Source organism: Rhodococcus sp. KBW08 (assembly GCF_003852455.1).
GTDB classification, from domain to species: domain Bacteria; phylum Actinomycetota; class Actinomycetes; order Mycobacteriales; family Mycobacteriaceae; genus Rhodococcus_F; species Rhodococcus_F baikonurensis.
This window is the reverse complement of sequence record NZ_QAJJ01000016.1, coordinates 189,396-207,771: the sequence shown is the minus strand read 5'-3', so window position 1 is coordinate 207,771 and position 18,376 is coordinate 189,396. Positions and strand designations below refer to the sequence as shown.

The 18,376-nt window shown below is 61.9% G+C and carries 17 protein-coding genes; 9 read left to right on the top strand and 8 right to left on the bottom strand.

All coding sequences use genetic code 11. From position 1 onward, the window contains the following. Positions 1-2: 2 nt before the first annotated feature. From DBV08_RS19845 to DBV08_RS19835, 3 genes are read right to left on the bottom strand one after another with little or no spacing between them, the layout of a single operon-like run. Positions 3-854 carry an ABC transporter ATP-binding protein gene (locus DBV08_RS19845; RefSeq protein ID WP_124568589.1) on the bottom strand — a complete coding sequence of 284 codons (852 nt, stop codon included), beginning with the start codon at positions 852-854 and terminating at the stop codon, positions 3-5. Further along, positions 851-1,942: an iron chelate uptake ABC transporter family permease subunit gene (locus tag DBV08_RS19840; RefSeq protein ID WP_124568588.1), complete on the bottom strand. Its 1,092-nt coding sequence runs from the start codon at positions 1,940-1,942 to the stop codon at positions 851-853. Before DBV08_RS19840 ends, DBV08_RS19845 begins: the two co-directional genes overlap by 4 nt. Then, complete coding sequence (locus DBV08_RS19835; protein WP_124568679.1) at positions 1,939-3,399, bottom strand: iron ABC transporter permease; 1,461 nt, start codon at positions 3,397-3,399, stop codon at positions 1,939-1,941. Before DBV08_RS19835 ends, DBV08_RS19840 begins: the two co-directional genes overlap by 4 nt. 202 nt (positions 3,400-3,601) lie before the next feature. Here DBV08_RS19835 and DBV08_RS19830 point away from each other — a divergent pair, with 202 nt between their 5' ends. Both DBV08_RS19830 and DBV08_RS19825 read left to right on the top strand, forming a co-directional pair. Next, on the top strand, positions 3,602-4,384 hold the full coding sequence (locus DBV08_RS19830; protein WP_095970134.1) for a hypothetical protein: 783 nt from the start codon (positions 3,602-3,604) through the stop codon (positions 4,382-4,384). Positions 4,385-4,620: 236 nt separating this feature from the next. Then, positions 4,621-5,049, top strand: coding sequence for a PaaI family thioesterase (locus DBV08_RS19825; protein WP_003945020.1), 429 nt, complete (start codon positions 4,621-4,623; stop codon positions 5,047-5,049). Positions 5,050-5,136: 87 nt separating this feature from the next. Here DBV08_RS19825 and DBV08_RS19820 read toward each other — a convergent pair whose 3' ends face one another. After that, positions 5,137-6,552, bottom strand: coding sequence for an NAD(P)/FAD-dependent oxidoreductase (locus DBV08_RS19820; RefSeq protein ID WP_124568587.1), 1,416 nt, complete (start codon positions 6,550-6,552; stop codon positions 5,137-5,139). A 410-nt stretch (positions 6,553-6,962) separates the two neighbouring features. Here DBV08_RS19820 and DBV08_RS19815 point away from each other — a divergent pair, with 410 nt between their 5' ends. Further along, positions 6,963-7,760 (top strand): metalloregulator ArsR/SmtB family transcription factor, encoded by a 798-nt coding sequence (locus DBV08_RS19815; protein ID WP_095970132.1) that lies wholly within the window; start codon positions 6,963-6,965, stop codon positions 7,758-7,760. A 421-nt stretch (positions 7,761-8,181) separates the two neighbouring features. Here DBV08_RS19815 and DBV08_RS19810 read toward each other — a convergent pair whose 3' ends face one another. Next, on the bottom strand, positions 8,182-8,460 hold the full coding sequence (locus tag DBV08_RS19810) for a hypothetical protein (RefSeq protein ID WP_124568586.1): 279 nt from the start codon (positions 8,458-8,460) through the stop codon (positions 8,182-8,184). 49 nt (positions 8,461-8,509) lie between these two features. On the opposite strand from DBV08_RS19810, the gene DBV08_RS19805 reads away from it, so the two are divergent. The 5 genes from DBV08_RS19805 to galE are packed head-to-tail and all read left to right on the top strand — an operon-like array spanning position 8,510 to position 13,907. Further along, positions 8,510-10,597, top strand: coding sequence for a glycosyltransferase (locus DBV08_RS19805; RefSeq protein ID WP_124568585.1), 2,088 nt, complete (start codon positions 8,510-8,512; stop codon positions 10,595-10,597). Positions 10,598-10,644: 47 nt separating this feature from the next. After that, complete coding sequence (locus DBV08_RS19800; RefSeq protein ID WP_095970129.1) at positions 10,645-10,917, top strand: PqqD family protein; 273 nt, start codon at positions 10,645-10,647, stop codon at positions 10,915-10,917. A gap of 7 nt (positions 10,918-10,924) precedes the next feature. Next, on the top strand, positions 10,925-11,803 hold the full coding sequence (locus DBV08_RS19795; RefSeq protein ID WP_260395661.1) for a hypothetical protein: 879 nt from the start codon (positions 10,925-10,927) through the stop codon (positions 11,801-11,803). Then, positions 11,782-12,912: a nucleotidyltransferase family protein gene (locus DBV08_RS19790; protein ID WP_124568584.1), complete on the top strand. Its 1,131-nt coding sequence runs from the start codon at positions 11,782-11,784 to the stop codon at positions 12,910-12,912. The genes DBV08_RS19795 and DBV08_RS19790 overlap by 22 nt, the downstream gene beginning before the upstream one ends. After that, entirely contained in the window at positions 12,909-13,907 is a 999-nt protein-coding gene (galE, locus tag DBV08_RS19785; RefSeq protein WP_124568583.1) for a UDP-glucose 4-epimerase GalE, read from the top strand. Before DBV08_RS19790 ends, galE begins: the two co-directional genes overlap by 4 nt. A gap of 7 nt (positions 13,908-13,914) precedes the next feature. On the opposite strand, the gene DBV08_RS19780 is transcribed toward galE, so the two are convergent. Beyond that, positions 13,915-14,898 carry a hypothetical protein gene (locus tag DBV08_RS19780; protein WP_124568582.1) on the bottom strand — a complete coding sequence of 328 codons (984 nt, stop codon included), beginning with the start codon at positions 14,896-14,898 and terminating at the stop codon, positions 13,915-13,917. Between the two features lie 514 nt (positions 14,899-15,412). On the opposite strand from DBV08_RS19780, the gene DBV08_RS19775 reads away from it, so the two are divergent. Then, entirely contained in the window at positions 15,413-16,555 is a 1,143-nt protein-coding gene (locus DBV08_RS19775; protein ID WP_124568581.1) for a diguanylate cyclase, read from the top strand. On the opposite strand, the gene DBV08_RS19770 is transcribed toward DBV08_RS19775, so the two are convergent. Both DBV08_RS19770 and DBV08_RS19765 read right to left on the bottom strand, forming a co-directional pair. Continuing rightward, positions 16,544-17,017 carry a DUF5709 domain-containing protein gene (locus DBV08_RS19770; RefSeq protein ID WP_124568580.1) on the bottom strand — a complete coding sequence of 158 codons (474 nt, stop codon included), beginning with the start codon at positions 17,015-17,017 and terminating at the stop codon, positions 16,544-16,546. The genes DBV08_RS19775 and DBV08_RS19770 overlap by 12 nt on opposite strands. Before the next feature lie 73 nt (positions 17,018-17,090). After that, positions 17,091-18,266, bottom strand: a complete 1,176-nt coding sequence (locus DBV08_RS19765) for a lipase family protein (protein ID WP_185564782.1) — start codon at positions 18,264-18,266, stop codon at positions 17,091-17,093. Positions 18,267-18,376: the final 110 nt, after the last annotated feature.

The following is an 18,376-nucleotide window of genomic DNA, read 5'->3' as shown; positions in this document are numbered from 1 at the left end:
CGTCACGCAGGCTTTGCCGGCCCGCCGACGGCGCCGAACACGTGCCGGGTGCCGATCGGGACGATCAGCGGCCGATCCGAAACGGGATCGTCGATAACGGCAGCTTCGAGACCGAACACCTCGAGCAGAAGTTCCGCGGAAATGATGTCTTTGGGGACACCTGAAGCGACGACGGCGCCGTCGCGCATCACGATCAGATGATCGCTGTATCGGACCGCGAGATTGAGGTCGTGCAGAACCATCACCACGGTGCGCCCCATTTCCTCGTGGAGTTGATCCACCAGGTCGAGGACTTCCATCGAATGCGCAAGGTCGAGGTACGTGGTGGGCTCGTCGAGGAGCAGGATGTCGGTTCCCTGGGCGAGAGCCATCGAGATCCAGGCTCGCTGACGCTGGCCGCCGGACAATTGATCGACCGGCCGATCAGCGAGGTCGGAGACACCGGTCAGCTCCAGTGCTTCCGCGACCTCGCCCTCGTCGTCCGCGGACCACTGCCGAATCCACGACTGGTGCGGGTGGCGTCCACGCGAGACCAGATCGGCGACAGTGAGTCCTTCGGGCGCAACCGGAGTCTGGGGGAGCATGCCGAGCACCCGGGCGACTTCCTTGGTCTTCATCGAACTGATCGCCTTGCCGTCGAGGATGACCGATCCACCCTTGGGCTTGAGGAGACGACCGAGCGCACGGAGAAGTGTCGACTTGCCGCAACCGTTGGGGCCGATGACCGTCGTGATCACGCCGGTGGGGATATCGAGATCGAGTCCGTCGACGATGATGCGATCCCCGTACCCGAGCGTCAGATTCTGCGCGACGAGACGCGAAGGAGCGTCGGTGGACTGGGCGATGGTGGTCATGCTGTGACCTTCCGATTGTTACGAACCAACAGGTAGAGCAAGAACGGGCCGCCCAGAGCGGAAGTCACGATTCCGACAGGGAGTTCCACAGGCAGAATTGTTCGAGCGATGACGTCACTGCCGACTACCAGTACAGCACCGGTCAGTGCGGAAGCCACGATGGGCGGGCCGGCCGAGCGCACCAGGCGCATGGCAACCTGTGGCGCCGCCAAAGCGACAAAGCCGACCGGACCTGCTGCCGCGGTTGCGATGGCGGCCAGTGCAACGGCGGAAAGCAACAGTTTGGCCTGCGATGATTGCAAGCGAACACCGAGTGAGGTGGCGTTGTCGTCGCCCAACCGCAGCGCTCCCATGGTGAACGAGGCGATCACCGCGTAGCCGCCGACTACTGCGACGGCGATCGCGACGGGCCACATCTGATTCCAGGTGGCACCGTTGAGCGAGCCGTTGAGCCACACCTGTGCGCGGGAGGCGTCGTTGATGTCCGCCGAGATGAGCAGCCATCCCGTCGCTGCAACCAGCATGGCGTTGATGCCGATACCGATCAGGATGAGGCGGAAACCCTCTACACCTTTGCGCCACGCCAAGGCGTAGATCACCACAGCTGTCAGCAGACCGCCACAGAGCGCAGCCAACGGAATGCCCAGTGTGGCAAGCATTCCCACGAACGAGCCACCGCCACCGAGGACGATGAGAGCAACCGCGGCAGCACTCGATCCGGCCGTGATTCCGAGGATGTCCGGGCTGGCGAGGGCATTGCGGGCAATCGTCTGGGTGACTGCACCGGCAATGCCCAGTGCCATACCGATGAAGAGGGCGGTGAGCGACCGCGGAAGTCGAAGGTCGAAGACGATCAGGTTCTGCGTCTTGCTTCCATTGCCGAGCAGTACGGAAATGACGTCGGGGATCGAGATCGGGTAGTCGCCACGTCCGATGTTGATGCAGAGCAGAAGGAACAGCGCAACTGCGAGGGCAATGCTCACCGACACCGCAAGCGGACGATAGACCAGCGAGAATCCACCGAGGCGGATCGACTTACGAGAGGGGACGGTCCGGGGGAGTACCCGAATTTCCTGCTTGAGCGTCACAGACTTGCCAACTTCCTGCGGCGTACGAGAGCGATGAAGAACGGAGCGCCGAAGAGGGCCAGGATGATGCCGACCTGCAACTCACCGGGGCGCACGACCACGCGACCGATGATGTCCGCGGTGATCAACATGACTGCACCGAGCAAGCCCGCGTACGGGACCAGCCAGCGGTAGTCGGGTCCGGTGATGGCCCGGGCCACGTGGGGGACCACCAAACCGATGAACGCGATCGGACCACACGCCGCGGTGGCGGCGCCGGTCAGCAGGGTGATCGCGACGATGCCGAGTGTGCGACTGAACGCGATGTTGGTTCCCAAGGCTTTGGCAACGTCTTCACCCAGGCTGAGGACATTGAGCCCCGGCGTACTTGCCAAGGCGATGACCAAACCGAGTATCAGGAAAGGCAGGACCTGCCACAGGACGTCGAACCCGCGCCCGGATACCGAACCGACGACCCAGAACCGGTAGGCGTCCAAGCTGGTCTGGTCGAGGATGATCACGGCGTTGGTCATGGCTTGCAGGAAGAACGCGACGGCCGCGCCCGCCAGAGCCAGGCTCAGAGGGCTGGCGCCGCCGTTTCCGATCGAGGACAAGCCGAAGACGACGATGCTGGCGACGAAGGATCCTGCGAATGCGAACCAGAGGTACTGACTCGGTGCGGTGAAGCCGAAGAGGTAGATCGCCATGACGACGAAGAAAGCTGCGCCTGCGTTGAGGCCGAGTAGACCGGCATCCGCCAACGGGTTTCGTGTGTGTCCCTGAATCAGCGCGCCGGCGATACCGAGTGCGATGCCCACAACGAGACCCAGGATGGTTCGCGGAGCGCGCAGGGTCCGCACGATGATGTCGGTCTGGGTGCCGTCAGAACTGAAGATGGCATGGAAGATTTCGGCAAACGTCAACGGCCGAGCGCCCACCGCGATGCTCGCGAGCATGACGAGTGCGAGAAGAATCGTCAGGACGGCGAGACCGATCAGGCGGCGCCGACGAGTTGCCCCGACGCTGTTGTCGCGCGCGAGTTCCTCGAAACCTTCGTCGCGTGCCGTGCTCTCACGGACCACCTCGATTCCGCTTCGATCGAAGGGTCTGCGTAGAGCCCGGCGAACACCGATGGGCTGTTTGGTCTTCGCGTCACGCGTGACCAGTCCAACCCATCCCTTTCCCGAGGTCCGACCCGTGGCACCTTCACGGAATCCGAGGTTCCAGACGAGGAGACCGACGGCGATGGCTATCGCCGTCCCACCGAACACGGCGCGGTCGGCCTCGCCGCCACCGTTGTCGTCACGGAGCGACTGAACGATGTACCAGCCGACGAGCAACGGAAGCAGGAACACTCCCGCGTCGAAAAACCCAGCTAGGACACGCATTCGGACAGGAGCCGGGCCGCGCGGCACGATGCGCCGTCCGTACGTCTCGCTGGGTCCTCGGGGATGTCCGTTCCCGAGTGGTTTGGTCATGGTCACTGGCGGTTCGAGCTCCTGGTCTTTGTGCGCAGGGAATTCGCATCTTAGGTTACGGAACCCTATGTGGGTGCGCTCCCCGCGGGGCAAGTTCCTGTGAATATGCGGTGCCCAGCGTCACAGTTCTTTACTCTTGAATTATGGTGAGGCTAACCTACATTAGGAACCACAAGACAACTTCGGCCGATTGGAGTGCACGGTGACCGTCACCTTGACCACCCAGCATGCGGATGTTCGTGAATTCGAACTCCGGTCGAACGCATTGAGCCGCACCAGCGTTCGCCTACGAGCACTCAACCCTGACTATCCTCGCGTCTATGCGGTTGCCGCCATGGCAGGCGAAGGCAAACGGCGCTGGTGGCAACTGAGTGAGGGTCTGCGCGGGGATCGGGTGCATCAGATGTTCGCCCGTTCACTTCAAGACCTCGACAGTGCTGAAGCTGCCGCGATCCAGGTCGCGACGTCACTCATTCATGCCGTGGTCGGCAGGGTGGCCGCGTCGATCGTCTCCGAAGGGTCCGCATGGGACCCGGGGCTGGAGAACCTGTTCATACACATGGACAGCGACGGTGGAATCGACTGGGCCGGCGTGGTCGACGAGACGCTGCGGGTGGCCCCGAACGGGCGAGAGGCCGGAAGCGACGGCGTCGTCGACATGCCCTGCGAAGAGGCGCTCCTTATTTGGACTGCGCACCGCTGCCTGACATCGCTGCGTGCCATCTACGACGCCGTCTCCCGATGTGCACCCGTCGACCAGTTCCGATTCTGGGGCCTGGTGGGGGAGTCGATCCTGGGCGCAGCCGCTTATGTTCCCATCCTGGCCGGTGAAGGCGAATCCGCAGCACAGCGCCGGGGGCAGGGTCTTCTCGACGCCTTTGTCGCAGCCGGGTTGCCGGTCCGCGCGCGCCGCAAGGTCTCGCTGCGTCCTCGTTGGAACCAATTCGATGAAGGGCTTGCTAAATTAGGTCAGCCTTGCCTATGATTGTGGAACACCTCGCGGAGAGTTGCACACCGCGAGAGTGGCGAAACTGCCGGACCGCGCCGGAGTCCTGAGGGCTGCAGAGACTCCCGGTCCTTCCCACGGCGGGTTTCACATCGAATGATGTGAAACCCGCCGGTTCTTTATCCAGACCTGATTCCAAGCTCGAGTTACCTCTCGTGTAATCAGATAGGGAGTGGCAGCCACACCGGCGCCAGAGAATCACAGATGGAGATGGCATGGTCGACACTGCTGAGACCGCAGAGATGATGAAACGCCTCGGAACGGGCTTCGACGCCACCATCGGCCTGGAATACACCGAACTGAGCCCGGACCGTGTGCGGGCACAGTGGACCGTCAAGCCCACGCTGCACCAGCCGGCAGGGATCCAGCACGGAGGCGTCTACTGCTCGGTGGTGGAGTCTCTCGCCAGCGTCGGCGGCACCGTGTGGCTGGGCGAGCGAGGCCACGTGGTCGGAGTCAACAACAACACCGACTTCCTGCGCGCAACGCGGGAAGGGACTCTCACCGCAGAAGCCACACCGATTCATCGCGGACGTACCCAGCAACTCTGGGAGGTTCGCATCACCGACGAGAACGACCGACTCGTTTCCAAGGGGCAGGTTCGCCTCGCCAACATCACCGAGGTGGCGAAGATCGGCAACTGACGACACGACAGTCGATCAAATGACGAAGGGCGGCAGTGGAGTTCAACTCCGCTGCCGCCCTTCGTCATTCGCTCAGATACTGATCGATCAGCCGGCAGCCTTCTGTTGCTTGCCTGCCGTCTTCTTGGTTTCGCCGTTGGAAGCGCCGCCGGACCCCGTCGCTTCCTTGTTCTTCTTCTCCAACTCGCCCATTGCGTTTCGCGCGAAGACCTGCTGCTCGGTGGACGCCATCTGAGCACGGCCACGCCCGAAGAACGTCACTGCCCACGACAAGAGCGTCGAGGCGCGTGAACGGAATCCGACGAGGTACAGGAGGTGAATTGCCAGCCAGGCGACCCACCCGATGAAGCCGCTGATCTCGAGCTTGCCGACTTTCGCCACCGCACTGAAGCGCGAGATGGTTGCCATGCTGCCCTTGTCGAAGTACTTGAACGGAACTCGTTCCGACGGGGACTTACCGTCCAGTGAGGCTTTGATCTGCTTGGCCGCATACTTGCCGCCTTGCATGGCGACCTGCGCCAATCCGGGGAGCTTGTCGAGCGACATCATGTCGCCGATGACGAAGACGTTGGGGTGTCCTGGAAGCGACAGGTCAGGATTGACCATGACGCGGCCGGCACGGTCGGTTTCGCCGCCGCTCTGCTCTGCGAGTTGCTTGCCGAGCGGGCTCGCCTGAACTCCGGCGGACCACACCTTGCACTGTGACTCGATACGGCGCAGCGTGCCGTCCTTCTCCTTGATGATCAGACCGTCGTTGTCGACGTCGGTGACCATCGCGTCGAGCTGGATCTCGACGCCGAGCTTCTCGAGCGTCTCGGCCGCCTTGCGGCTGAGCTTCCCGCCGTACACGGGCAACACTGCAGGGGCACCGTCCAGGAGCACGACGCGGGCTTCACGCGGATCGATCTTCCGGAAAGCGCCGTCGAGCGTGCGACGGGAAAGCTCGGCGATCTGTCCGGCCAACTCCACCCCGGTGGGGCCGGCGCCGACCACGACGAAGGTGAGCAAACGCGCGCGCTCCGCAGGATCGTCCGACAGCTCGGCCTGTTCGAACGCGCCGAGGATTCGTCCGCGCAGTTCGAGGGCGTCGTCGATCGTTTTCATGCCGGGTGCGAACTCTGCGAACTGATCGTTGCCGAAGTACGACTGACCGGCACCTGCTGCCACGATCAGGCTGTCGAACGGCGTCACGGTGACGCGTTCGAGAAGACGCGAGGTCACCGTCCGGTTCTCGAGATCGATGGTCTCGACCTCGCCGAGCAGGACCTGGGCGTTCTTCTGCTTGCGCAGCACCAGTCTCGTGGCGGGAGCGATGTCGCCGACCGAGAGGATGCCGGTGGCAACCTGATAGAGGAGCGGCTGAAACAGATGGTGGGTTGTACGCGCGATCATCGTGATGTCGGCATCGGCTTTTTTGAGAGCCTGAGTGCCGAACAGTCCTCCGAAGCCGGAACCGATCACCACTACGCGGTGGCGGTGCGGTTCAACCGACTGGATGCTCATTCCGTACTCCTCGAGTTCTAGGCGACAGTCCTACGGTAGTCCCACCGCGCGCGAGCTTCTCTGTGAGCAGCCCGGCAAGCGCAGCCGTGTCCGAATCGATCAAGCAGCCTCGAGTGTGATCACTCCCGATGCGATCCACTTCGCCGAACCGGGGGTGATCACCACCTTCGTCGAGGTGTGGCTACTGGCGGACCGACAAAATGAACAGCGCGATGCACCCGCCGACGAAAACCAGGATCGACAGTGCCACCGACGCATACCCGACACCCACTCCAATTGCTGCCCAGTCCATGTGCTCAACCTCTCGTGTATTGCAATCTGGGGGTCAGATCACATTTGCCTGGTGTCATCACACCTCATCGACCCCTACTTTCGAAACCCGGCACGCCCAACCATTGACATGCAAGTAAATGCTTGCATATTGTGAAGTGGTGGACGACCGGATGAATGCAGTGTTCAAAGCGCTTGCCGATCCGACACGGAGGCTTCTTCTGGACCGCTTGTTCGTAGTCAACGGACAGTCACTCGGCGAGTTGTGCGACAGCCTCGACATGAGTCGGCAGGCAGTCACCCAGCACCTTGACGCGCTGGAGGATGCAAATCTGATCAGCACGGTCAGGCAGGGGAGATCCAAACTCCACTATCTCAATCCCGTTGCGCTCGAAGAAATTCGAGAGCGGTGGATCAACAAATTCGAGGTACCGCGCCTGAACGCGCTCAGTGCCGTCAAAAGACTCGCGGAGGAAGCCATGGCCGACAAGCCCAGTTTCGTGTACGTCACCTACATCGCCAGCACGCCCGAAAACGTGTGGAAAGCACTGACGGACGCCCAGGCCACAGCGGAATACTGGGGACACAGCAACGTCTCCGACTGGCAGCCCGGATCGACGTGGGAGCACCGCCGGATCGACGGTTCGAACATCGCCGATGTGGTCGGCACCGTAGTCGAGAGCAACCCCCCGTCGAGGTTGGTCACCACCTGGGCCGACCCGAACGGCGAACCGGGCGTCGACATCTCGCGGGTGAGCTTCGACATCGAAGCATTCGACGCGATAGTGCGCCTGACCGTCAAACACACCGATCTCGCCGACGAATCGGCCCGGATGGAGGTTGCCGGCGGATGGTCTGCCGTGTTGTCGAACCTGAAGTCTTACCTCGAGACCGGAAACACTCTTCCCGTGGCACCGTGGGAGATGCCGGTCGGTTGACGGTTGTCGACCAGGACAAACGCGCGGTACGGCCGGGAAGAGTTCGCCGTACTCCTGCCCGAACTGTCGGTCCAGTCCGGTCTCAAATTCGCATAACCGTCAAATATCGGCGCGTTCAGTCTGTAAAGTTGCCAGATGGATGCTAGCGTTTGCTCCGACATCGAGTGAGGACGACCTCGTCTCGCAGGCAGGGGAGAAACGCTATGGGCGGCGACGCTTTTCAGAATGTTCCGGTTGATCGACGCAAGTTCGTCAAGACAGTTCTGGCGGCCTCGGCGGTAACTGTGCCCGTCGTGACGTCCATCAGCCTCGGTGGTGCGGCACCGGCCTTCGCAGCCGGTGACACGCCCAATCTTTCCGGAGCGCCTGGTCGTGGCCAGCAGAATCCGAGTCAACCAGGCGGTGAGCAGCCCGGCGGGAATCAACCCGGTGGCAATACTCCCGGAGGGAACGAGCCGGGCAATCCAGGGTCGTCGGGAAGTTCAGGGTCGTCGGGAAGTTCGGGTAGTTCGGGATCGTCGGGAAGTTCCACAGGTTCCGGATCAACCGGTAGTTCCACAGGTTCGGGTGGAACTACTACAGCCAAGCCAACCGGCCCCACCGCGCCGACGGAGCCGACTGTCCCCACTGTGCCGACCGTGCCGACCACGCGCACCGAGCCGACTGTCCCGACTGTCCCGACTCCGCCGACAGATCCCACCGAGCCTGCGTAACCGATACGACGCCACTGGTTACCAGGGAGCACACCGATGACCGAGTTCGACGTCGCCTTGCACCGCGCTCTGAAGAACCTTCAGAGCGCGGGTTCAGTCCAGGTGAAGGAGACTCCGCCGCACGGAAAACCGGCCGATCTCACCATTGCAATCGCGACCTACGACGATTTCGACGGCGCATACTTCACGATCCACTCGATCTTGGTCCATCATCGCGAGATTCTGGACAGAGTCGAGTTCGTCTTGCTGGACAACAATCCCGAGGGATTGCCGGCGCCGATGCTCGAATCGTTTGCGGAGTACATCGATCGGTTCCGCTACATTCCGTTCACCGACGTTCGATCGACTGCGGTGCGGGACGTGCTGTTCCGCAAGGCAACCGGAAAGTATGTCCTGGTCCTCGACTCGCATGTGATCCTGGCACCGGGATCGTTGTCGGCGCTGCTGGCGTATTTCGACGCAAATCCGGAAACCGCCGATTTGATCCAGGGACCGATGCTCTCCCAGGATTCCTCACACATCGCGGCTACCCACATGGACCCCAGGTGGCGCAACGGAATGTTCGGCTCGTGGGGAGTCGATCCGCGCGCGAAGCAGCACCCCGACATGCCTTTCGAGATTGTCATGCAAGGCCTCGGCGCTTTCGCCTGCAGGCGTGAGGCTTGGCCGGGATTGAACTCGCACTTCACCGGATTCGGCGGTGAAGAGGGATACATCCACGAGAAGTTCCGGATCAACGGCGGCAAGGTCGTCTGCCTTCCGGAATTCGGTTGGCACCATCGATTCGAGCGTCCCGCGGGTGTTCCGTACCGCATAAATTGGGAAGACCGCGTTCACAATTACCTGCTCGGGTGGAACGAGGTCGGTTGGGACATCGATTCGCTCCATCGTCAGTTCTCCAAATACCTCGGTGATTCATATCCCGAGATTCGTCGCCGTGCCGAGTTGAGCGTCCAGCGACCCGAGTTGGCCTTTGGTGGGGTGATCGTTCTCAGCGACGACCGCCGAGTCGCTCCCTGGCGTTCATGCCTGGCGGAGGCCGAGTCGATCGAACTGACCGTTCACCGTGCCATTCCGTCGCAGGACGACGGTCTGGACGGGTGGAGGACGGCGTCTGCGTTCGTCGCCGGACTCGACAAGGCAATTCTGCTGGGCTGGAAGTCTGTGGTTTTTCTGGACGAGGCGCGCGTGATCGAACCCGCCCTTGCGTACAAACTGCGAAACATTGCCGACGACCTCCCCGCTGAGGCCGATTCGGCTGTCGTCCACGCGCACGGCGAAGACCCGGTCGGGGCTGCACTGGTTGTTCGTGCGGCGGCATACCGAACTTTGCGAGACGAACTCTCACGAAGCATCAGCGGATCCCTGCCATCAGATTTATCACTGGCAACCTATCTGCTCGAGCGGGGCGCAGTCGACGTCGTGCTCGATCGCTCTCTGTCGCCGGTCCGAGTACTGGGAGAGCCCGACCCGGTTATCGAGGATTCGAAGCCGGACCTCGGTGTTGTCGTCGTGAATCTCGATCTCGACATCGACAGGTGGAAGGCGTCCTGGCATCGATTCATTCGCTTACCGCGCGTGGCAGCGGTGGAAAGAGTGGCGGCTTTCGAGGACGCCACGAATCAGGATGCCGCCTTTGCCGTCTCGTGGCGTCGTGCGGTTGCTCGCGCTACCGAGAAGGGCTGGGATTCGGTCCTCATCACTGCCGACGACGTGAATGTGCTGGACGCATCGGCGTCGATTCTGGAACATGCACGTCGAGAGCTCGATCTCCGCCCCTGGGATGTCGTCCAACTCGGACACGACGCGAAATCGAGGGACGGAGCGCTGCTCGACGGTTCGGCGATGCTACGCACCAGTCCCGAGAACCGTGGAGTTCACGCTGTTCTCGTTCACTCGCGCGCCTTCGAGCGAATTCTCGACGCGATTGCGGATCCGGAGGCAGATCCCGAAGCATTCGGAAAGTGGGCGGGTCACCACCGAACTCTGGGCGACTACTTGGTGGAGGCGAATGCCGGGGGAATGCTCACCTGTCTGACACTCGCCCCCGGCATCGCCTCCACCCGCAGCCTGCTTCGTTCGGGCGCAATCGAATCCGAATACTCACGACGCTTCTCGCTCTGACCTCACCACCGACACGAACATCGGATTCGCCGCAACAAGGAGGTATCTTGACCGAACTACTCGAAGACGCGAGGCCCCAACGCTCACAGGCGGTGGAGAGCAACGATCTCACCGACGGTGTCGTGCTGTACGACAGCTCCAGCGAAGTTGCCCATCACCTCAACCCCGTCGCGACTTTGGTGTGGGAACTGTGTGACGGCCGGACCGTCAGTGACATCGTCCAGGCGGTCGTTGAGGTACTCGAGATCCCCGTCCATGATGCGGAGTCGGTAGTGAACGAGACCTATGGACAGCTGAGCGCCTCGCGTCTGCTGGTGTGAGAATCCAGTGACAGGCAACCACGTACCGCAATTCCGGGCGCACTACCTGTGGGTTGATGCGATTGTGCGCGGCCCCGCCATCCCTGAACTCGGTGTCGTCGAGCATCGAATTGCGAGCCCCTGGCCTGCGGGATACGACGTCGGAGTCCGGATCGAGCGAAACCGATCGACGTTCGGGCTCTGGGACGCCACCATCGAATCGACCATCGACGGCAGCAGTGACACGCTGACCGGTCTCGACGCCCTCCACCTCGCAGAGAACGTGTACCGCAGCGTGCACCGGGATGTCATGAAAGCCGCCCATGGCGAACAGTGGACTCGCCTGCACGCTGCTCTGGTCGACTGCGACGGTGTGCGAGTGGCAATCGCCGGACACTCCGGCGCCGGCAAGACCACCTTGGCTCTCGCCCTTGCATTACGGGGCGCACAATTGCGCGCTGACGAAGGCGTGTTCATTCGTGGCACCGAATCGGTGGGCTTACCGCGTCGAGTTCACCTCAAAGCGGGTACGTTCGATGTTCTCCCCGAGGTCAAGGCACACGATTCGCTGTATCTCCCGTATGCCCCGCCGGTGTGGGCGCTGGACCCGTCAACTCTGTCGATACCGCCAGACGCCGACTCGGCGGTTCGCAGAATCGATCTGGTGCTGATTCTCGACGGTTGGGACGAGGGGACGACACGCATCGCACCGATGCCTGCAGCCCAGGCGATACAGTCACTGGCCGAGCAATCAGCCCTGTGGTCCGACAATCACGGATTGACTCTGAGAAACACCGCTGCTCTACTCTCGAATGCCCCGTGCTACAGAATGATTCGGCATCACGGCGATACCGGCGCCGACGCCGTGGAGAAACTGGTGGCGTCATGCGTGACACCCGGTACCTGATTTCCATGCTGGACTCCGAGCACGGGGCCGACCTCATCCGTTCGTGTTCGCCGCAGGATTGGCCGAGAGTCATCGACACCGCTGCCAGGCACAAGGTGTTGCCGCTGCTGGCCGCCCGCGCAGTCGACGCCGGCTTCGCCTCGGTCCTGCCTGCGAGTTTCGCGGAAATGCTGTCGGAGTCCGGAGCTACCGCGTCGAGTCCGGAATTGACGCTGAGCCTTGTCCACCACCGAAACGCGCGTCGTATCGCGGACCTCGACGCGCAGCGCGTAGAACTGCAAGAGTTGTTACACAGCAGCGGATTTCCAACGGTCGCACTGAAAGGTGCTGCCCTTCTCGAGCGAAGAATCTGGCCGAATCCGGCAGCGCGACGGATGACGGACATCGACCTCTTGGTCGTCGATCCCGCACACGCCGTTCCGGCCAACGACGCGATCCTCGACTTCGGCTATCGAATGGTCCGCCCGGACGAGGTGGTGGGGGATTCCATCGATCGCGACGATCACCAGGAACCTGCGCTCCTGCGCGACGACCGTCACGGCTCCGTCGAAATTCATTCGCACTTGCTTCCGCGGTTCGCTCGTCATGCGTTGACCCGAGAATCTGCGATACGAGGAATCAGCGCGGGGACCGAAGGATCCAGACTCGAGATTGCCGATGTCACGCTGCATGTCATCGCTCACGCGCGACTCGCCGATCGGGCCTTGATTCGCGCCGATTTGTCGTTGAACAGCGTCTTCGACGTGGGGTACCTGCTCACTTCCGAACCGGAACTCGCTGTGACGCTCTCCAGACGCCAGTTGCCACGCGATGTCCGTCGGGCGGTGAACGTCCACTGGGCGGCGGTGGAATCGATCTTCGGCGTCAGTACCGGAGTGACGACCATCTCGGCGCGTTGGTGGTGGCAATGGACGCTGTGGTTGGCGGATCGCCCGCGGCTGCACTCGCTGTACCGCGATCTGGTTATGGTGCCGCTCTTTCTCGACCGTGATCGGCTCTCCATCCGGGACGGGCGCGACCTACGCGGATGGGACTTGGCGCGCGCACGCGTGTCTCACTTCCTCCGTCGTGCGAGGACTGCCGTCGAGGATGCCGGGGGAGCAGCATGAAAGTCCTCATCACCGGCGGAGCGGGATTCATCGGAAGCACCGTGGCGTCGAAATGCGTCGACGCCGGGATGGATGTCATTGTCCTCGACAGCCTGCTGACCGGCCGTGCCGAGTTTGCACACCGATTCCCGTTCTACTGCGGTGACATCGCGGACGAGAAACTGCTCGACAGGATATTCGCGGATCATCCCGATATCGATGCCACAGTTCACTGTGCGGCTCTGATCGTGGTCGGAGATTCCGTGAGCAGCCCGGCGCGGTACTACGAAAACAATGTCTCCAAGTCACTGACGCTGGTCTCGAGTGTCCTTCGGAACGGGTGCAAGCGTTTCGTATTCAGTTCCTCTGCGGCGGTGTACGCGCCGAGCGACGGTGGATGTGTCGACGAACATTGGCGGATCGAACCGCAGAGTCCCTACGCGCACAGCAAAGCGCAGTTCGAAACGATGCTCGACGACATCGTGGCGGCCACAGGTTTGTCGGCGATGTCTCTCCGATACTTCAACCCTGTGGGGGCAGATCCCGAACTGCGAAGCGGAACAGCATCGGCACGCCCCACACACGCACTCGGAAAGCTGTTCGAATCATATTCGACACGAACACCTTTCAGAGTCGCGGGGACAGATTGGCCGACGCGCGACGGGTCCGGCGTGCGCGACTACGTTCACGTGTGGGACCTTGCGGACGCTCATGTTCGCGCATTGGAAAGCTTCGACCGGATCACCGCTGATTCATCACGCCTGACTGTGGTCAATGTGGGCAGTGGGCGGGGAACCACGGTATGGGAACTCATTCGCACCTTCGAGAACGTGCTCGGCAAAAACATCGACGTGGTCGTTGCAGGCCGACGCACCGGTGACACTGCCGGCGCCTACGCGTCGAACGATCGTGCGTTGCGACTACTCGGGTGGGTGCCGACGTTCACCCTGGAACAGGGGATCGAGGACACCGCACGGTGGCTGGCCGTGCGGCCGCACCTGCTGAATTCGGTGTAGCCGAACGTCAGCCCGTCGGGTCGCCGTCAACGGTGATGTTGTTGCTTCGTAGCCAGACTGTGGCGTCCGGATCCCACCCGGCGAGTACGGTGGCACCCGCGTTGCGCGACAACGGGATCGCGATGCCCGGCGTGGTCAGGTACGCCATCATTGTCAGGTGGACTGCGTCGTAATCTGCGGCCATCGAAACCCAGTCCGGAATGAACCAGTCACGGTATTCACCGGTCGTGTCGTACCAAACGGAGCGACGTGATGCCGGCACTGGCAGGGGATAGGTATCGACCAGGTTCGCCCAGTCCCGTGGACCCGTAATCTCGTAGATGCGGGGCGCGCCGTAGGTCCTTACCGGCTGCACCCGAGCTTCGTTCGAGGAGCTGTCTTCTTCGAGAAATACCCCGAGAGCCCCGATACCGTCGCGGGCTCTGGTTGTTTCGGTGGTGCCGTTGGCAAAAGGGGTGGACCACCATTCGCCTCCGATATGACGGTCCGGATCTTCGATCTGATACTCCAGAAACCGACGTTCGTAGTCGAGGGCCTCGGCGCGCCACTGTTCGAGGCCGTCTTCGGTACGGTAAATCCGTAAGGGCAGGTCCGACCAGCCGTAGATGGGGTTTCGCTTCTCAACCAGGTGCTGGTTCAGGAGGTCAACCGGCTCGGTCCACCAGGCAGTGTGCGGCGAGTCGAGAACGGCTCGGGTGATCGGGCGCAATGCCGCGATCACCTCAGGACGGACGAAGATCAGGTCTTCCTCGTCGGGTGGCTCCCAGTAGCGCGCACAATCCACGGCATATGCGAGACAGTGCAATATCTCGAGTTCCGACATTTCTGCGATCGCGCGGACATCAACAGCGTCGAGAACTCCGAGCGCGTGTTCCGTCGATTGTGGCCAGTGACTACCGGACGAGCGTGCATCGGCATGGCACGCATGCCCGACGTTCGCGCAGAACCGACGACCACGCGGTGAGCCGAGGACGAGCGCAACGGAATCCATGTGGACAAAGCTAACCGACGAGTTGGCGGGGGACGTTCGAATATCCACTACTTGACATAATGTAGATTATCGGCAAATTACCGACCTGGGGATATCAGCCCATGGTTCGTTTCCCGCATCCTTGTCGCACGTCACCTTCGTATGTCGATCCGTAGGTGATTTGCACACTGCTCACGTGCTTCCGTCCTGACTTGCCGGCCACCTTGCGTGAGTTGATCATCTCGAGTCGGCTGCCCGCCGGCAGGCTGCCTTGGATTGCTACTGACCTCAGGTGGCTGCTTGGTGGCTGCCTAGTAGCCTTGCCGCTCAGGTGGCAAGACCACTCGACAAGCCGTCTGATGCGGATTGATGACAATGAACGAGTCTAGGCCACCTCCAGCCACACCACCCTAATACGTCACTGTGACGTATTGAGTTGGAATCGCTGGAGGCGGCGCAGGTTCATTGTCATCGCTGCGGACTACTGTCGCCGCATGCGTTGTATTCGACCGGCCGCTCATTGCCGGTGGCCACGATGAGCGGCACCGACAAGGCTGTCCAACGCTGGCTCGCAGTGCCAGACCAATTTGACCGATTCACACGATTCCTGCGCGACAACGGAATTCTGATGCCGACTCGGATAGGCATCGGCGTGTTGGTGTTCATCCTGGGCGTCACGATTCTTCTCAAGCGTCTGGGCACACACTCGGTACAAGCCATCGGATTTCCGATGGACGTCGTCGTCGCAGTGCTCGTGATGATCGGCGGTACAGCGTTGCCGTTCACCGCGACCACCCGGGAACGGTCGTATCTTTTCGTCATCGCGGGCGACTTCGCTGTCGCGGTGATCGTGCTGGCGGAGGCCAATCCGGATCAAAGGCTGCTGGGATGCCTCGTCTTCGGACTCGTCGGATCGTACATAGCGTTCTTTCACAATCTTCGAGCTCAGCTGTGGCACTTGCTGTTTTCCGGGGCGGTCATCGTTGTTGCGAGCATCGGCGTATTCACCGATGTACCTTCCGGCCTCTCAGACGTCCTGGGACGCATTGCCTTTGCCATTCCTGTCATCACCGTCATACCGGTGGTCACGCAGATTGCTCTGGCGCTCCTGAGCAACGACGCTCAAAGCTCCGAACTCGATCCGTTGACGGACCTGTTGAATCGACGCGGACTCTCACGGCGGACTTCCGAACTCCTGCAAGCGAAATCCGGCCTCGACCAGTCCTTGCTGGTGGTGGTGATCGACATCGACAATTTCAAGCACTTCAACGACAGCTACGGTCACGACGTCGGCGACCGCGTCATACTGCGCACGGCCTATCGACTTCACGACTGGGCCAGATCGGACGCAGCAATCGCTCGCGTCGGCGGTGACGAGTTCGTCGTCGTGCAGATGATGCCGTTGCCGTACGTCGGAGATTTACTGGCGCGGATCGCCCCCATCATGAACTCCCCCACAGGCGAACCACTCTCGACGACGAGCATCGGCATAGCCATACACAACGGCGCCTGGCCGGACGTGCAAGCAGCAGAAAGCGGCCTTCGCGACCTCCATCGCCTAGCCGATTCGGCGATGTACGAAAGCAAGAGAATGGGCGGAAACCGCGTCCATTCCATCGTTCTCACCGATCAGCAGCCACAGCAGCCACAACGGTCAGACGGACGCTCAGTCCTCTGATTCGTCGATCAGATGCATCGCGGCTTCCTCCGCCGATGCTGCGCCGCCGTCGATTCCGACGTCTCCGGCAACGAGTTCGCTTTCCTCGTCCTCGTATCGGCCCTCGTCTTCGGCAACGAGACGCCCGACGCGGCGATTTCCGACTTCGTCGCCGTTCGGGAATTCTTCCTCTCGTTCGAATTCGTCGGCATCTGCCGGATCCTTCAGGGGATCTCCCAGCGACGCGTACGGATCTGGTTCTTCTTCGGCAAGTCGCTCGTCGAGGGTCTCCCCCGCCGATTCCTCGCTGCCGGTCAACCCATGAGCGTCCAGTCCGAGTGGGCGCTCGGGTGGTGAGATTCCCTCGTCGAGAATGTCGTCCACGCCTCGATCGATCAGGGTGTCTTCGGGTTGAAGTTGGTCGTCGGGATCGAGACTGTAATCGCCATTGCCGGCCGCGCCGGTGTCATCCGTGTCGCTCATACGATCAACGATGCCACGGGCACACCGAGTTGGCCATGTGCCGCGCCTGCCCGATACATCACTCCGGAGACATTCAGCACGAACGTGGGGCCGGCACTCCGTCGAATCGGTCCTGCAGGTACTCGAATGCGGTGGGCAGACCGAGGACCGCCGTGGTGAGGTGGTCCGGGCTGGGGAACAGCTGAGATTGAACCGTGGCTCCGGCGGCGCAGTACCGCGAAATCGTGTTGACCACTGAATCGATGGGGATCAGAACGTCGTCGGGCGTGTGCCATTCGAATACCGGGGCAGTCGGCACACCGGGATAGAGTTCGACGCTGTTGTCGTCCATCACCTTTCGCACTTCAGGACTGGACAACAGGGAGGTCGACGTCGACACCTGAGAGGCACTGCGCCCGGCACCGACCCTCAGGATGTCATTGGTGCACGCGTTGGTGAGTTCGGCCCGCATCGACCGACCGAGGTCGTTGAGCTGGTTGCTCAGCGGAAGAAGGTCGGGATACTCGCGTTCGAGGCCCATTGCTGCGGCGAACGCGAGGCCGAATGCCGGGTGCGGATCCTGTCCGAGGCCGTTGGCCATCTTGGACAGATTCATCGGAACGCCGCCTTCGGCTACGCCGACGAGGTTGACCTCGGGTGCGTAGCTCGGGGCCAGTGCGGCCGCCCACGCAGTGGCCATACCACCGCCGGAGTAACCGGCAATACCGACAGGGCTGGCGCCACTACGCAATTCGGGGACTTTCTGAACGGCGCGGATACCGTCGAGCGTGACCTGTCCGCCCAGGCGCGCGGCGCCGTACGCGCTGTTGGGTCCGAGATGGTCGGGAAGGGCAATGGTCCATCCACGTTGAAGCGCGACGTTGAGGATGGGCGCTTCGCGGATGACGATGTTGGGATCCGATGCGTAAAGCGCGCGAGATGGCGCACATCCCGTTCCGAGTGCGTTGACGATGTGCTGATAGGAGAGCAACGGTCCGTCTTGCGCTTGATTCGGCGGGACCAGGATCGTACTGACCGCGGCAATCGGCTTGTTCTCGGAGTTCGTGGACCGATAACTGACCTGCCAGATCGCGACACCAGGGAAAGTCATCAGGTCAGGGGCCCGGCGCACGGAGATCGGCGTGCCGGCGACCCCCTCGGCCGCTGCTTGCGAATAGAACGGGTCCGGGTCAGGTGCCGGATATGCGGGATCTGCCTGTGCAGTCCCTCCGGAGAGCAGTGCGGCAGTCAGTGCAGCGGCAGTCAGCATCGATCCGGTAAACACGCGTCTGGTTCGCAGTTTCAACGTTTTCCCCTCGTCCGGACCCACCCGGGGTCCATCACCCTGTGTGTTTCACTCATACCCATGTCGAACCTGGT